Here is a 14,810-nt window from a genome sequence, read left to right on the forward strand (position 1 = left end):
CTAAGCTATGTGTATTTAATCACATTTCGGCGCATTTTGTTTAATCCATTCCTTTGCTTTATAAATAGCTTCATCAAAATTATTTAACCTTTTATACGCAAGCTCCATTGAAAGATACTGTAAAAGCTCTCCTAATATAGGCCCATCCTTAATTTTTAAGTTTCTTTTGATTAAATTACCATTAACTAAATTTGAAGGATGAAATAATTTGTCATCATTGTCACGCCACCTATTTAGCCAATCTAACCTCAAATTTTGAGGCAAATAAAAAATAAAAGATGGTAAAAATCTCTCTAATTCTTGATGTAATTCGAATCTATCTAATTCATTTAATTGATTAATATTTTTTTTCTCCAAGTAAAAGTGCCATTTTCGTAATAATTTAATTTTTGCAATTTGAGCTTTACTAAATTTAAATTTTTCTAAAGCCACCTCATCTAAAATCTGGGCCATAAAAAATAATGGTAAAAATTTTTCTTTTTCTTCCTTATTAAGTTCTGCATAATTAATTTTCTCTAAATCCAAAAAAAAAGAATCTTTAGATAAATTATCAGTAACAAATATATTTAATTTTTTTATTGACAATACTGCATCAAGAGCATAGGCTCCATGTACTATTTTCTGTATTTCATAATTAATCCTCTCTTTAGCAACGAGATATAATTTCCCTTTATTTTTTTTTATAAAATCAACCAATTTTAAATCAATTTTAAAATTCAATTCTGAAACAAATCGAAAACATCTTAATATTCGTAAAGGATCATTTAATAAATTTTTTTCAGAATGAGTTCTAAGTAAAGAATTCTCAAGATCTTTAAGACCATTTAATGGATCAACCAAACACTTCTTATCAATTAAAAAAGCAATTGAATTAATCGAAAAGTCTCTAGAACATAAATCTCCCTCTATCGTAGATGAAACCTGATTAGCAATATCAATATAAATATGATTAATGATAATTCTTACTACTTCTCTTTTTTCATCTAAAATTATAAATTTTGATCCAATATTATCTGCAATCTTTTTCCCAATTTCAATTGCATTTAAAGGTACAACAATATCAAAATCTACCTTTTCAGTTACTCTTTTCAAAATAAGATCTCTTATGTAACCACCAACTAGATATGCTCCTTTAGGTAAAAAACCTAATATTAAATCCAAATTATGAAATTTTATACTTGTTTCTAATTCATCAATTATTAGTGTATGATCTGTGTGAATGCTATTTTTCATTTTATTTATTAATTATGTGCATTTGCATCAACTGTAAATGGGTTGATAGATGTATCACATATCATGATGTTGAGAATAATCATGGTGTTGACCATATTTGTGATCTACCTGATTTTAAAGCAAAAAAACCATTCATTCATGTCAATATAGTAAAAGACACTAATGGTGATTATAAAACTGATTGGGATGTTCAATCTTGTGAAAGTTTTGAAAAGGAATTTGGTAAATGGTCTAAGTGTAATCCAGGTATGGAATTACCTGTTTAAAGTTAATAGATGACAAATAAACTCAATCAAAGAGAAATTTACCCTACATTAGTGATTCATAGCACAGACAATTCTTTTGGCTTTGGATATAGAAAAAACAATGCCCTTGAATCTGATGAATTATTTGTTAAACGATTTGATAATGACTTATGTAACAACTTAATTGTTGAATTTAACAAATTCATTTCCAAAGAAAATTTAAAAAAAGTAAATAAGATCTCTGTCAGCATAGGACCAGCAAATTTTAATGCTTCACGACTTATTGTAGTTTTAGCAAGAACTATCTCACAACAAATCAATTGTCCCCTAGACAGTTTTAGTTCATATGAAATAATGGCAAAAAGAATTGCATCAAAAAATAATATCTTTACAAACAAAAAATCATTCTGGATTTACAAAAAATTAAAGCGGAAGGGTTTTATTGCAGGTAAATATGAAATTTATCATAACGAAAAAAACTCCTCGGATCTAGTCATTCGAGAAACAGTTTTACCAAAATTTGTCAAAGAAATTGAGAGCAAAAATCTTTCTTTTGAGGCTAATTATGATGATAAAGAAGATTTAAAAGAACTATTAGATTTATCAAATAAAAATTTATTAAATTCAAATGTAGATTCTTGGAGAAAAGTTTTACCTCTTTACCCTATTTCTCCAATAAACTAAATATTCATCCAATCAAATTATTAATTTTATCTTGAAGGTAAATCGTTAAAGAATTCAGATCATCTCTTGATGAACTTTGTGGAGGTTGAACAGGTTTACCCACCTTAATAACTATTTTTGAAAAAAAAGGAATAAACAATTTAAATCTTACTAGTCTATGTGAATTAACTATTGCAACAGGCAATAATAATTTTTGATTTTTAAAGGCTAGTAACGCTGCACCTTGTTTGGGCTTATTCACTCGACCATTTTTTTGACGAGTGCCATCAATAAAAATTCCAATACAATTATCATTTGATAATTTTTTACATGCTGTTTTAATTGTATTTTTATCAGCAATTCCTCTTTTTACAGGATACGCTCCACAAGCCCTGATAATAAATCCTAGGAAAGGAATTTTAAAAAGCTCTGCTTTGGCCATAAAAGATATATTACGTCCAAGTGCATGGCCTAACAAAGGAGGGTCGAGTAAAGAACCATGATTTGAAACCATGATAAAGGAATCTTTTTGAGGAATATTGTCTCTACCTATTAAATGACCTCTAAATACAAATTTATAAATAGGAAATACAAGAAGCTTGCTAACTAACTCATAAATTAATTTTTGAATAGTATGATTTTTCATACAAATTAATAAGATATTTGATCGGAAGATGAAACTTGAGAAATTTTTACGTTTTTAATATGTCTTTTTCCTAAACCGCTTAGTACATTAGAGGGACCAATTTCAACAATATGAAGATCACTATCTTTTGCCATTAAATCCATAGTTTCTCGCCACCTCACTCCATTACACATTTGTTTTTCTAATCTATTTTTAAGGTCGTTTGGATCACTACAAAGTGAAGGTTCATAATTGCTAATAACTGGGAAAGAAGGTTTGTTAAATTTAATCTGTTTTAAATAATCAGAAAATTTTGCTGAAGGTTCATTCATAAATGGTGAATGAAATGCACCTGAAACATTTAATTTCAAAAATCTTTTACAAGAAATTTCTCTCGATAAATTATCTAATGCTTCACTAGATCCTGATAAGACAACTTGGGAGGAGCTATTATCATTAGCAATTACAAGATCATCAATTTTTTGTACTAATTGATCAAGTTGATTTCTATCAAAACCAATTACTGCTGCCATAGATCCTTTCCCAGCATTTACCATTAATTGAGACCTTTCTTTTATTAGCGACACACAATCTTCGAATGAAAAAACATCCGCACAATATAATGCAGTGATTTCTCCAAGACTATGCCCCGCAACATAAGTTGGTTTAAATCCATTTTCCTTTAATGCATCTAATAAAATTGATTCAACTAAAAAAAGACAAATTTGTGTATTTCTTGTGTTATTCAAATCAATAAGAGGATTTGTCGGTTCAGTATTTAATTCACAAATTTCAAATAAATTCCTCTCAAATATCTCAGATGCATAACTAAACCTCTCTTTTGTATTGGGCAAATTTTCAATTTGTTTTGCCATTCCAATTTTTTGCGAACCCTGTCCAGGGAATACCCATGCTACTGACATAATTTTTCCTATTGTTTTTAACCCCATTTAATAAGGGCTGAGCCCCAACTTAGCCCAGCACCGAAACCACTTGTAGCAATAATATCATTTTGTTTAATTCTATTCTTTCTAATAGCCTCATCCATCACTAGTGGGATAGTTGCTGCTGAAGTATTACCATATTTTTCTAAATTGCTGAGAATTTTTTCTTTAGGAATTTTCAATCTATCTCCTACAGAATCCAATATTCTTTGATTAGCTTGATGCAATACAAGCCAATCAACTTGCTCAGAACTAAAATTCGTTTTTTTAAACAACTTTTTAAGAATTATCGGAACTTCTCTAACTGCAAATTTATAGACTTCTTGACCATTCATCTGGATTGGAGAAAAATCTCCGCTTATAAAGTCGATATTATCAATTATTAATTCCTTACTATTTTTAGATGGAAGATTAAGAAAACATCCCCTTTCCCCATCAGTTCTCATTTCAAAACCTATAAAGTTATCAAATTCATCTGTGGCTTCAATTGCTAATGCGCCCGCACCATCTCCAAAAAGAATACAACTCCTTCTATCATTCCAATCAACAAAGCTTGATAATTGATCTGCTCCTATAACTACAGCTCGTTTAAAATTACCTCCTTTTAAAAATTGTGAGGCTGTTATTAAAGCGAATAAAAAACCACTACATGCTGCAGTTAAATCGAAAGCTACAGCATTAGAGGCACCCAATTTAGCTTGAATAGAAGGGGCCGAACCAAATAAATCATGTGGAGTAGAAGTAGCTAAAACGATCAAATCAATTGTCTTTATTTCCCAATTAGCCTTTTCAATGGCATTTAGTGCAGCCTTATAACCCATCTCAGTGACATTATCGCTTATGTTAGAAATTCTTCTCTCAGAAATTCCAGTTCTAGATTTTATCCACTCATCACTTGTATCTACCTTTTGACTAATTTTTTGATTGGTCAGTATTTGATCAGGAACAAAACTACCACTTCCTTTAAATGAGAGTCCAATCTGATTAAAGTTTATTCCTTCCAAAAGAGTTTTTTAATTACTTATATAAGTCAAACATAAATTTGACGCATTATGTTTTATGAATTTAAAACTTGAAGCTTTTGAAGTTGATTTAAACTGTCCATAACATCATGATTTACTGCCGAGTGAGCCAAGCGAAGAGCACTCACTACTGATAAGGACTTACTACTACCATGCCCAATCACGCAAATTCCATTTACCCCAAGTAATAAAGCACCACCATGCTCAGCATGATCTAAACGTTTCTTTATTCTGAGCAGATTACTTTTTAAAAAAGCCGAACCAACTTTTCCACGTCTCCCCCGTGGCAACTCAGATCTCAAAATATCCAATAAAACACCTCCCACAGACTCAAGAAATTTTAATAATATATTCCCAGTAAATCCATCACAGACAACTACATCAAAACTTCCCGATAACACATCTCGACCTTCACAATTGCCTCCAAAATTAAAACTTTTGTCTGTAGATAATAGTTCATATGTTTTTAGGGACAAATCATTCCCTTTACATTCTTCTTCGCCTATATTTAGAAGACCAATTCTTGGTTTTTTTACTTGCAGAACGTCTTTTGCATAAATATTACCTAGAAGAGCAAACTGATGCAGATAAGAGGGTTTACAGTCAGTATTTGCACCTACATCTAAAACTAAAACAGGGCGAGTTTGATCCCTTGTTGGAAATAATGCCCCAATAGCTGGTCTATCAATACCTTTCAATCTACCAATTCTAAATATGGCAGAAGCCATCATAGCTCCCGAATTACCAGCTGAATAAACAGCTTGTGCTTTATTATTTCTAACTAAATCCATCGCAACATTTATACTTGCATTTTTTCTTTTTCGAACTGCAGTAGCCTCTTCATTCATACCGATGGGATCTCCACTATCAAGTAGTTCAAGACGATTATTATCTATCTCTTTTTCAAGTAATTCTAATAAACCAGTTTTTTCAGCTTCATTTTTAACTTTTTCAATTTTGCCAACAAACTTTATATTTATCGGAAATCTGCTGATAGCCTCAAGGCAACCCTCCAGAATTGGGCCTGGCGCATAATCTCCACCCATACCGTCAACTGCGATCCAAATTCTTTTAGATTGCGTATCTTCCACCTTATCTAAAATATTATCGCTATTTTGTAATCTTTTTAAAGGGTCAAAAACTAGCGGCTGCAATGTATTTTTTGCCAATATCCCAGCATTTGAAACTACACTGCTAGCGGTATTCACAACAGATTCAGCGCTTGAAACTACATTTCCTGCAACATTACCTGCAACATTGCTAGCCGTTACTGCAGAGTTAGCTGCAGTATCTACTATTGAAGTTACAGCCGAGTTTCTTTTATACCAAATAACTAATCTTCTGATAGCTCTGGACTTATTAGTTTTGTGTACAGTTTCTTTCCCCATTTATTTACCGTCAAAAGGAGCAATATCTACAATACGCTGAAAAAGATATCCTGTACCTCTTGCTGTAAGTATCAATTCAGGGTTCGCTGGATCAGCTTCCAATTTGGATCTCAATCTTGATATGTGAACATCAACAACCCTAGTATCTACATGTCTCTCGGGTGTATATCCCCAGACCTCTTTTAAAATCTCTCCTCTACTAAATGGCTCTCCAGATCTACTTACCAAAAGCTCTAACAGACTAAACTCCATACCAGTCAATCTAATTCTCTCATCGCTTTTAAAAACTTGTCTTCGATTTGTATCTATTTTTATATCAGTAACCAAAATTAATCCTGAATTAGGCATTCCTGGAATTTGTTCTTTGTCAATCCTTCTAAGAACGCACCTGATTCTAGCTTCTAATTCTTTTGGGCTAAATGGTTTTACTACATAATCATCGGCTCCCAATTCTAATCCAGTTATCCTATCAGCCACATCTCCTAATGCAGTTAACATAACAATTGGAACATCAGAATCTTTCCTTAATTCTTGACAAACTCCATAACCATCTAATTTTGGCATCATGACATCAAGAACTACTAAATCAGGCTCATAATCTTTAAATAACTTCAGCGCTTCTTTTCCATCACATGCAGTTACCACTTTGTAGCCAATCATGGAGAGACGCGTCTCCAGAATTCTTCTAATACTTGCTTCGTCATCAGCGACAAGGATTGTTTCTTTAGTTTGACTAGACAGAGCCATTTGTTTCTATTAGCTAATCAGTAAGAGAATTTATTATTAACCTAATCTAACTTGTAGAGGGGCAATATCCCAAACATTCTAGTTCTAATACTTAATTTAAAAACTAAATGTCTAGCAAATTGTCGACTTTTATTTGTCAAAATTGTGGAACTGAAACTTCTCAATATTTTGGGAAATGCCTTAATTGCAACTCATGGAATTCCATTGTTGAAGAAATTAAAAGCAAGGGATCTAAACATCAAGATATACAAAATAATAAAAAAGCTATTCGTTTTAATGAGATTTCATCTAAAAAGATATCAAGATTTACAAGTGGTTTTAAAGAATTGGATCGAGTTCTTGGAGGTGGGATAGTCCCAGGATCTGTTGTTTTACTTGGAGGAGAGCCAGGTATAGGTAAAAGCACAATAGTTCTTCAATCAGCAGGTAAAATTTCTCTCAATGAAGAGGTTTTATACGTTACTGCAGAAGAATCTTTAGAGCAAGTAAAAATAAGATGGGAAAGATTAAATCAAAAAAGTATTAATTTAAAAATTTTTGCAGAAACTAATTTATCTCTAATTATTGATGAGATCAAACGCGTAAATCCTAGTTTTGCAATTATTGATAGTATTCAAGCTATCCATAATCATGAGATGGAAAGTTCTCCAGGATCAGTATCTCAAGTAAGGGCATGTTCTTCTGAATTACAAAATCTCGCTAAAGACAAAAATATCGCACTCTTAGTAATTGGCCATGTTACCAAAGATGGTGCTTTGGCTGGCCCAAAAACTTTAGAGCATTTAGTGGATGTAGTGATAAGCTTTGAAGGAGATAATATTTCCTCTCATAGATTATTAAGAGGTATCAAAAATCGATTTGGTTCTACCTTTGAAATCGGAATTTTCGAAATGATTGAAGAGGGACTAAGAGAGATAAAAAACCCAAGTTCAATCTTTACAAATAAAGAAAACATTTCAGGTGTGACAACTACTATAACCAATGAAGGCAGCCGACCATTCGCAGTAGATATACAAGCACTCGTTAATAAGACTTTTTACAGTAACCCTAGACGAACTACAACTGGGATTAGCATCAACAGGCTGCATCAAATACTAGCTGTTATTGAAAAACACGTCGGGATTAAATTATCTGAATTTGATTGTTATGTAGCTACTGGTGGTGGCTTTGAGATAAATGATCCTTCATCTGACTTAGGTGTAGCAATATCAATTTTATCAAGTTTGAAAAATATTCCTCCTTTAACAAGTAGCTCATTTATTGGAGAACTTGGTTTGAGTGGTCAAGTTAGAAAAACAAAAAATCTTCGAGCAAAGATAGAAGAGGCTGCCAGACTAGGAATACAAAATATCGTGGTACCCAAATTAGAAGAGGATTTAAATGATAATTTCAAACATTTAATTAACATTAAGGAGGTTTCTAGTATTAATGAAGCAATTGAATATTCGTTATTACAGTAAAAATTTTAAAGATACATATCAATTGAACTTCTTCCTGAGTTTTTTAGCCAATTTTCTATATCAAGATACCCACCAGGATATAATCTGACAGCCTTAGACCAGACTTCAGCTGCTTTATCAAACCAAATATCTCTCTGATCTAAATCACCATTTTGTTCCGCATATCTTCCTCTTTTCTCATAAATTAAACCTATATTTTTCAGACATGATGGTTGTTTAGGATTCTCTACTAATGCCTTTTCATAAGTTTCAATAGACAAATCCTCTTCACCGTTACTCATATAAATTATTGCCATATTTTTTAGAGTCTCACCCCTATCTATTTTATTTTCTTCAAGCAATAAACTCTCTTTGTAATACTCTAATGCTTCTGAGTAATCCCCATTATTTTGTGCCGCCAGGCCATCTCTATAATAAATGTAGGCTTTTTTTTCCTTATCTGCAATCGGCATTATTTTGACTATAGATTCGGCAATTACAGTAAAAGCTTTATCAATAAAATTGTCTCTGTTTTGATTACTAGGCACTGATTTAGAATTAATAAAATTAATATAGTAATTTAAATAACTAATATTTAAATAGTCTATAACATTTATTATTATAGTTAAGTATTTAATTAATCATTTACTTGCTTCTGTGAAAAAAAAATGGAGAACATTCAATTAAGCATCACAGGAATGAAATGTGGAGGGTGTGTAAATACTGTTGAAAAAATATTAAAAAACTCAGAGGGTATTGAAAATGTTTCCGTTAATTTACTCACTGAAAGTGCGTATTTTGAGATTAGCCAGAAACACATAGAAATAGAAACAGTTCTTGAAAACCTTAAAGAGAATGGTTTCCCATCAAAGATTTACATAAATGATTTCTCAAAAAAAATTAATAAAGCAGAATTAGAAAAAAAAAAGAAATGGAATAATCAATGGAAAAAACTTACTTTTGCACTACTACTTTTAATATTTTCAGGTTTAGGTCATCTTGCAGAAGGAAAATATATAAATTTTCCAATATTAGGAAATATATTTTTTCACGCCTCATTAGCAACATTAGCTTTAGCATTTCCTGGAAGACGAATAATTATTAATGGATTTAAATCATTTTTTAAAAACCGTCCCGATATGGATTCTCTAGTTGCTCTTGGAGTAACTAGCGCATACCTAACAAGTCTTCTATCACTAATATTTCCTAATACTGGTTTCCCATGTTTTTTTAATGAGCCAGTAATGCTACTAGGATTTATCCTAATCGGGCGTTTCTTGGAAGAAAGAGCTAGATATCAAACTGGTTCATCTATTGGAGAGTTATTAGATCTCCAACCTGAAATGGCAAATATCTACACTAAAGATAATCAATTACTATCAATAAGAGTGAATGCTTTAAAACCTGATCAAGAGATTCAAGTTTTAGCAGGTGACAGAGTTCCTGCTGACTGCCTTGTAATTGAAGGTCATTCCTATGTAGATGTCTCACATATTACTGGAGAATCCAAACCGATAGAAGTTAAAGAAGGGGAAAAATTATCAAGTGGATCTTTAAATTTGAACTCAACTCTGAGATTAAAAGTTCAAAAAGTTGGAGGAGACTCCTCTCTTGCAAAACTAGTCAGTCTCATTGAGTCTGTAAATGCGAATAAACCCGCCATTCAAAGAATAGCTGATAAAGTTGCAGGAAAATTTACTTACTTTGTACTCATATTTGCGACTGCAAGTTTCTTTTTTTGGTGGAAAGGGGCAAAACAAATATGGCCCGAGTTACTAAGTCATAATCATCATCAGCAAATAATAAACACAAGCCATACGCTTCATAGTTCGCTTGGTAGCAATGCAGAAAATTTTCTTAGTTTAGCAATTCAATTGTCAATTGCTGTTTTGGTAATAGCTTGTCCATGTGCACTTGGTTTAGCTACACCTACGGTGATCACCGTAGCATCAGGAAAGGCTGCCAAAAAAGGGGTTCTATTTAAAGGAGGCGACAAAATAGAAATAGCTTCAAAAATTAATCAAATTATTTTTGACAAGACTGGTACCTTAACGAAAGGGGAACCATTTATTGTAGACTACAAAACTAATAATGATTATTTATTCTTATTAAAAGTAGCTGCCAGTTTAGAAAAGGAAAGCAGACATCCAATTGCAAATGCTTTAACACAAGAGGCAAAAAAACAAAACTTAAGTTTATTACCAATAAAAAAAATTCTCACTGAATCAGGTAGAGGTATTTCTGGAGAACTTGATTCAATTGATGGAATTATTAATATTGGAAATGTTGAGTGGCTACTGAGTAAAGGAATAACTATTGACAATAATGCGAAAAAAATTATTGAAAATGAAGGTACACAAACTAATACAATTATTGGAGTGAGTATTCAAGATAAGTTATTTGGCTTTATTTTTTTAGGAGATTTACTCAGAGAGGATTCAATTAAAACAGTTCAAAAGTTGAGAGAAAATAAACTTAAAATTACTATTTTAAGTGGAGATAGAAAACAGACAGTTTTAGATTTAGCAAGAAAAATTGGTTGTAAAGAAACAGAAGTAAGGTGGGACCTTCTTCCCCAAATGAAACTTGACATTATAGAAAGTTTAAAAGTCAATAATAAAGTAGCGATGATTGGTGATGGGATTAATGATGTCCCAGCCTTAGCAGCTTCAGACTTAGGAATTGCGGTTGGCTCAGGAACTCAAATAGCTAAGGCTAACGCGGATGTAGTATTGATGGGGGATCAACTAAATGGACTACCCTATGCATTAAATCTTGCAAAAAAAACTATTAGAAAAATAAAACAGAATTTAATTTGGGCATTTGGTTACAACTTACTAGCGATACCGATTGCCGCCGGTATTTTATTCCCTAAATACGGGATACTTCTTACTCCCTCAATAGCAGCATTATTAATGGCAACAAGCTCTATTACAGTTGTAATTAATGCTTTATCACTGGATTAAATGAAAGGAAAATTTATTGTTATTGAAGGAATTGATGGATGTGGCAAGACTACCCAAATTGAAGAGCTATCGAAATGGCTTCCAAATAGTGGCCTATTGAGAAAAGATTCTAAATTAATCACAACAAGAGAGCCAGGAGGAAGCCAATTAGGCAAAAAACTAAGAAAACTGATTCTCGATAACAATGAAAAAAAACCTTCATCCCTTGCGGAATTATTGCTTTATTCCGCTGATAGGGCTGAGCACGTCTCAAAAATTATTGCACCTGCTTTAAATAATAATGATTGGGTAATTAGTGATAGATTTGCAGACTCGACCCTCGCTTATCAAGGTTATGGAAGAAACATAAATTTAGAAATAATTAAAAATATCGAATCTATTGTTTGTCAAGGACAATATCCTGACCTAACCATCTTCTTAGAAATTTCTCCAGAAGAAAGTATTTTGCGAAGAAAAAACGAAATTCCAGATAGGATAGAATCAGAGGGCATCAGATTTTTAGAAAAAGTAAATGAAGGCTTCAAACTAATTGCTAAAGAAAAAAACTGGGTTGTCATATCTGCCTCGCAAAATATAAAAACTATTTCAAATCAAATTAAAGAGACTTTATTAAATAATTTTCCTAAAAACGATGAATGAGATTAAAAAAAATAATTTTTTATTTAACGAAGAAATCAATACATGCCTGAAAAGCATAATTAAAAACAAATCATATGCTAATGGTTATATATTTTATGGTTCAGAAGGATTAGGAAAAAAACAAACGGCTTTAAAATTTATAAAAGAGATTTTCGAACAATTGTCCCCGAGCCAAAATATTGAAGAGAGAATTGCGAATAATAACCATCCTGATTTCCTAATTATCGAACCTAGTTCTCATGTGGAGACTAAAAGATCAAAAAAATCTGACCTTGAAAAATCAACAAGAAGTGAATCTGAGATTATTAAAATTGCTCAAATACGAAATATCAAAACTTTCATCGGTCAAAAATCAATCACTTCAGGAAAAAAAATAGTTTTAATTTGTGATGCACACCTTCTAAACGAAGCAGCCTCAAATTGCCTATTAAAAACACTAGAAGAACCTAGCAATGGCATTTTTATTTTATTAACACCAAAACTAAATCTTCTTCTAGATACTTTAATATCTAGGTGTCAGATAGTTAGATTTCGATCATTTTCAAGTGAACAAATTAAATTCATTTTAAAAGATTTTTTGGATCCCTTTAAATTTAATATTCATAAAAAATTAAAATTTGAAGATTTAATAAACGCTACGAATGGATCTCCAAGTGATTTACTAAAGCATATTGAAATTTGGAACGAAGTATCAAATGAAATCACAAGTAAATTAGATTCTCCAATAAAAAATAGTTATGAAATATTAGAAGTAGCTAAATTAATATCTGAAAAATTAGAAATTAATCAACAGATTTGTTTAGTTAATTTGATACAAATTATGTGGTGGAGAAAAACAAAAAGGATTAATCTAGTAAAAAAACTTGAAAAATTGAAATTTTTCCTGAATAAAAAAATTCAACCAAGGCTGGCATGGGAAATTACCCTTTTAAAAATTTCAATGGAAGATGTATGAAATTTAATCTATACCAGAATTTATTAAATCTAATTTTCTTGCTTGGACAAAATCTTGCTTAGCAATTTCGACTTGGGAACCAATTGGTAGTTCAAGACAATATCCAGCTCCATATACGGTTTTAATATAAATAGGTTTACGAGGATCAGGTTCTAGTTTTGTACGTAGGTGTCTAATATGAACTCTTATAGTTTCAATATCATCGTCAGGCTCATATCCCCATACCTCTTTAAGAATGAGTGCAGGTGACACGGTTTGGCCATGTCTTTGTAGTAGGCAATGAAGTAATTCAAATTCAAGATGCGTTAATCTAACAGGAGAATCAAACCATATAGCTTCAAATCTTTCTGGTACAAGAGTTAAAGGTCCATAGTTTAAGATTTCCTGCTGGTTACTTGAGTTTAATTGTGCTCTGCTAGTTCTCCTTAATAGTGCTTTTATTCGAACATGTAATTCTTCTAAGTCAAATGGTTTTGTGATGTAGTCATCTGCTCCAGAATTGAATCCAGTAACTTTATCTTTAAGCCCACCCAATGCCGTTATCATCAAAATTGGGATGTTTGATGTTCTTTCATCTCTTCTAAGTCTCTGACATAAAGTTAATCCATCCACATTAGGCAACATTAAGTCTAAGAGTATTAAATCGGGTGAATATTGGAGAGCTAAGGCTTGACCTTTGATTCCATCTTCAGCTTTTTGTACATCAAAACCTGAGTGTTCTAAATGTTTAGCTACCAGATCGCGCATATCACGATCATCTTCAATTAAAAGGATGGAAATTTTCATATTTATAAACTATTAAATTAAAATTAAAATTTTAGTAATACGATTCTCTCAAGAATTTCGAAAGAGTGCTGATTTAATGTAAACATTTTTATCAACAAGATTTATAAAAAAGTTAGTAATAGCAAGCTTTTTGAGACAAATTACTAATTTATAGAAATTGTAAATTTTATAATTTCTTTTGATTTTATTTATTATTTCTTCATAATTACGATAAATTCTTGTTTTAGATACTAGAGGTCTTGCAAAAATATCAACATTATATTTATTAAGAATAAGGGATACAAATAGAGTTGAATTTAAATATTGGGTTTGTAGAAATTTTAATCTGTTTTATTATTTCGAATTAATTTTGAATGTTTAAGCCAGAATATTTGTCTATATTAAAAAAAATCATGGGTATTTATGAAAAAAAAGGCATTTATCTATTCTGATTTATCAAAAAAACAGCTAGATAATCTTAAAGAATTATATATTCATAAGAAAGTTGAATCGATGAGTCATAAAGAACTTAAAAAATATGTACAAGAAATTATTTCACATAACATAATGGACACTATAGGCAAAGAAGAAGAAATGGAAGCATGGAGAGAAATGTCTGATTTTTTTGGGGAAGAATTCGAAATATTGATCTCAGAAATCAAAGCAAAATATAATGATGATAAGAACTTAATTAACACTGAAATAGATCCCCAGAAACTGAGGAAAGAATTACTTGAAAAAAATAATTTAGATCAAGATAAAAAGGATATGTGGGACGATTAAAGTCTTCAACAGAACGCATAAATTTGTAAAAATTATAATTAAATATATATATTGGAAAATATAAGAAAAACCTAATTTTTTTCTGAAATATTTTGTGAAAAAGATTCAATTTTTTGTTCTAATTTCTATACTTAAAACATATCAGTTTTTTATTATTTAAATCAATTAAAATAATAAAAATTGAAATATTTAAAATGTTCTAAAAACTGTTCTAAAAAACTATTTATATCTGTGTCATGCATTTTTTATTGATTTGAGGATATTTTTAATTAAGGTTTCCATCAAAATCTACCCACAAAATAAAAAATACACTTTGAAGTTTTTAGTGAGTTTTAAATTTTTTAAAAAACTTTTTGAGCAGTTTAATAACAAGTTTCTTATGAACTTTGCTAAAGG

At 31.0% G+C, this 14,810-nt stretch carries 15 protein-coding genes; 7 read left to right on the forward strand and 8 right to left on the reverse strand.

Annotation, left to right across the window (positions count from 1 at the left end):
* Positions 1-15: 15 nt before the first annotated feature.
* Positions 16-1,233, reverse strand: a complete 1,218-nt coding sequence (locus JJ842_04475) for a CCA tRNA nucleotidyltransferase (protein ID MBO6971166.1) — start codon at positions 1,231-1,233, stop codon at positions 16-18.
* A 14-nt stretch (positions 1,234-1,247) separates the two neighbouring features.
* On the opposite strand from JJ842_04475, the gene JJ842_04480 reads away from it, so the two are divergent.
* Entirely contained in the window at positions 1,248-1,499 is a 252-nt protein-coding gene (locus JJ842_04480; protein ID MBO6971167.1) for a Ycf34 family protein, read from the forward strand.
* A 9-nt stretch (positions 1,500-1,508) separates the two neighbouring features.
* Entirely contained in the window at positions 1,509-2,162 is a 654-nt protein-coding gene (locus JJ842_04485) for a molecular chaperone (protein ID MBO6971168.1), read from the forward strand.
* 4 nt (positions 2,163-2,166) lie between these two features.
* Here the strand turns inward: JJ842_04485 and JJ842_04490 are convergent, their stop codons facing one another.
* Genes JJ842_04490 through JJ842_04510 form a run of 5 tightly spaced genes read right to left on the reverse strand, consistent with a single transcriptional unit; the run spans position 2,167 to position 6,867 of the window.
* Positions 2,167-2,787, reverse strand: a complete 621-nt coding sequence (locus JJ842_04490; GenBank protein MBO6971169.1) for a 1-acyl-sn-glycerol-3-phosphate acyltransferase — start codon at positions 2,785-2,787, stop codon at positions 2,167-2,169.
* Positions 2,788-2,792: 5 nt separating this feature from the next.
* Positions 2,793-3,689, reverse strand: a complete 897-nt coding sequence (gene fabD, locus JJ842_04495) for an ACP S-malonyltransferase (protein MBO6971170.1) — start codon at positions 3,687-3,689, stop codon at positions 2,793-2,795.
* A gap of 17 nt (positions 3,690-3,706) precedes the next feature.
* On the reverse strand, positions 3,707-4,714 hold the full coding sequence (locus JJ842_04500) for a ketoacyl-ACP synthase III (protein ID MBO6971171.1): 1,008 nt from the start codon (positions 4,712-4,714) through the stop codon (positions 3,707-3,709).
* A gap of 53 nt (positions 4,715-4,767) precedes the next feature.
* The gene (gene plsX / locus JJ842_04505; protein ID MBO6971172.1) at positions 4,768-6,120 is read right to left on the reverse strand and encodes a phosphate acyltransferase PlsX; all 1,353 of its coding nucleotides are present in this window, start codon (positions 6,118-6,120) and stop codon (positions 4,768-4,770) included.
* Positions 6,121-6,867, reverse strand: coding sequence for a response regulator transcription factor (locus JJ842_04510; GenBank protein MBO6971173.1), 747 nt, complete (start codon positions 6,865-6,867; stop codon positions 6,121-6,123). It abuts the gene before it with no gap.
* Positions 6,868-6,974: 107 nt separating this feature from the next.
* Here JJ842_04510 and radA point away from each other — a divergent pair, with 107 nt between their 5' ends.
* Positions 6,975-8,327, forward strand: a complete 1,353-nt coding sequence (gene radA, locus JJ842_04515) for a DNA repair protein RadA (protein MBO6971174.1) — start codon at positions 6,975-6,977, stop codon at positions 8,325-8,327.
* A 5-nt stretch (positions 8,328-8,332) separates the two neighbouring features.
* On the opposite strand, the gene JJ842_04520 is transcribed toward radA, so the two are convergent.
* Positions 8,333-8,854 (reverse strand): photosystem I assembly protein Ycf3, encoded by a 522-nt coding sequence (locus tag JJ842_04520; protein ID MBO6971175.1) that lies wholly within the window; start codon positions 8,852-8,854, stop codon positions 8,333-8,335.
* Positions 8,855-8,974: 120 nt separating this feature from the next.
* Here JJ842_04520 and JJ842_04525 point away from each other — a divergent pair, with 120 nt between their 5' ends.
* The 3 genes from JJ842_04525 to JJ842_04535 are packed head-to-tail and all read left to right on the forward strand — an operon-like array spanning position 8,975 to position 12,866.
* Positions 8,975-11,272: a cation-translocating P-type ATPase gene (locus tag JJ842_04525; GenBank protein MBO6971176.1), complete on the forward strand. Its 2,298-nt coding sequence runs from the start codon at positions 8,975-8,977 to the stop codon at positions 11,270-11,272.
* Positions 11,273-11,911, forward strand: coding sequence for a dTMP kinase (locus JJ842_04530; GenBank protein MBO6971177.1), 639 nt, complete (start codon positions 11,273-11,275; stop codon positions 11,909-11,911).
* Positions 11,904-12,866, forward strand: coding sequence for a DNA polymerase III subunit delta' (locus tag JJ842_04535; GenBank protein MBO6971178.1), 963 nt, complete (start codon positions 11,904-11,906; stop codon positions 12,864-12,866). Before JJ842_04530 ends, JJ842_04535 begins: the two co-directional genes overlap by 8 nt.
* 3 nt (positions 12,867-12,869) lie before the next feature.
* Here the strand turns inward: JJ842_04535 and JJ842_04540 are convergent, their stop codons facing one another.
* Positions 12,870-13,652 carry a response regulator transcription factor gene (locus tag JJ842_04540; GenBank protein MBO6971179.1) on the reverse strand — a complete coding sequence of 261 codons (783 nt, stop codon included), beginning with the start codon at positions 13,650-13,652 and terminating at the stop codon, positions 12,870-12,872.
* A gap of 402 nt (positions 13,653-14,054) precedes the next feature.
* Between JJ842_04540 and JJ842_04545 the strand changes: the two genes are divergently transcribed.
* Complete coding sequence (locus JJ842_04545; protein ID MBO6971180.1) at positions 14,055-14,414, forward strand: hypothetical protein; 360 nt, start codon at positions 14,055-14,057, stop codon at positions 14,412-14,414.
* The last annotated feature ends 396 nt before the right edge of the window (positions 14,415-14,810 follow it).

Origin of the sequence: Prochlorococcus marinus CUG1433, assembly GCA_017644425.1 — a bacterium.
In the GTDB taxonomy this organism is placed as follows: Bacteria; Cyanobacteriota; Cyanobacteriia; order PCC-6307; family Cyanobiaceae; genus Prochlorococcus_A; species Prochlorococcus_A marinus_U.

Bases quoted from the DNA above. Each gene is read 5' to 3' on its own strand.
- JJ842_04475 (MBO6971166.1), bottom strand. From the start codon at position 1,233: ATGAAAAATAGCATTCACACAGATCATACACTAATAATTGATGAATTA.
- JJ842_04510 (MBO6971173.1), bottom strand. From the start codon at position 6,867: ATGGCTCTGTCTAGTCAAACTAAAGAAACAATCCTTGTCGCTGATGAC.
- JJ842_04525 (MBO6971176.1), top strand. From the start codon at position 8,975: ATGGAGAACATTCAATTAAGCATCACAGGAATGAAATGTGGAGGGTGT.
- plsX (MBO6971172.1), bottom strand. From the start codon at position 6,120: ATGGGGAAAGAAACTGTACACAAAACTAATAAGTCCAGAGCTATCAGA.
- JJ842_04480 (MBO6971167.1), top strand. From the start codon at position 1,248: ATGTGCATTTGCATCAACTGTAAATGGGTTGATAGATGTATCACATAT.
- JJ842_04485 (MBO6971168.1), top strand. From the start codon at position 1,509: ATGACAAATAAACTCAATCAAAGAGAAATTTACCCTACATTAGTGATT.
- JJ842_04530 (MBO6971177.1), top strand. From the start codon at position 11,273: ATGAAAGGAAAATTTATTGTTATTGAAGGAATTGATGGATGTGGCAAG.
- JJ842_04540 (MBO6971179.1), bottom strand. From the start codon at position 13,652: ATGAAAATTTCCATCCTTTTAATTGAAGATGATCGTGATATGCGCGAT.
- JJ842_04545 (MBO6971180.1), top strand. From the start codon at position 14,055: ATGAAAAAAAAGGCATTTATCTATTCTGATTTATCAAAAAAACAGCTA.
- JJ842_04535 (MBO6971178.1), top strand. From the start codon at position 11,904: ATGAATGAGATTAAAAAAAATAATTTTTTATTTAACGAAGAAATCAAT.
- JJ842_04490 (MBO6971169.1), bottom strand. From the start codon at position 2,787: ATGAAAAATCATACTATTCAAAAATTAATTTATGAGTTAGTTAGCAAG.
- radA (MBO6971174.1), top strand. From the start codon at position 6,975: ATGTCTAGCAAATTGTCGACTTTTATTTGTCAAAATTGTGGAACTGAA.
- fabD (MBO6971170.1), bottom strand. From the start codon at position 3,689: ATGTCAGTAGCATGGGTATTCCCTGGACAGGGTTCGCAAAAAATTGGA.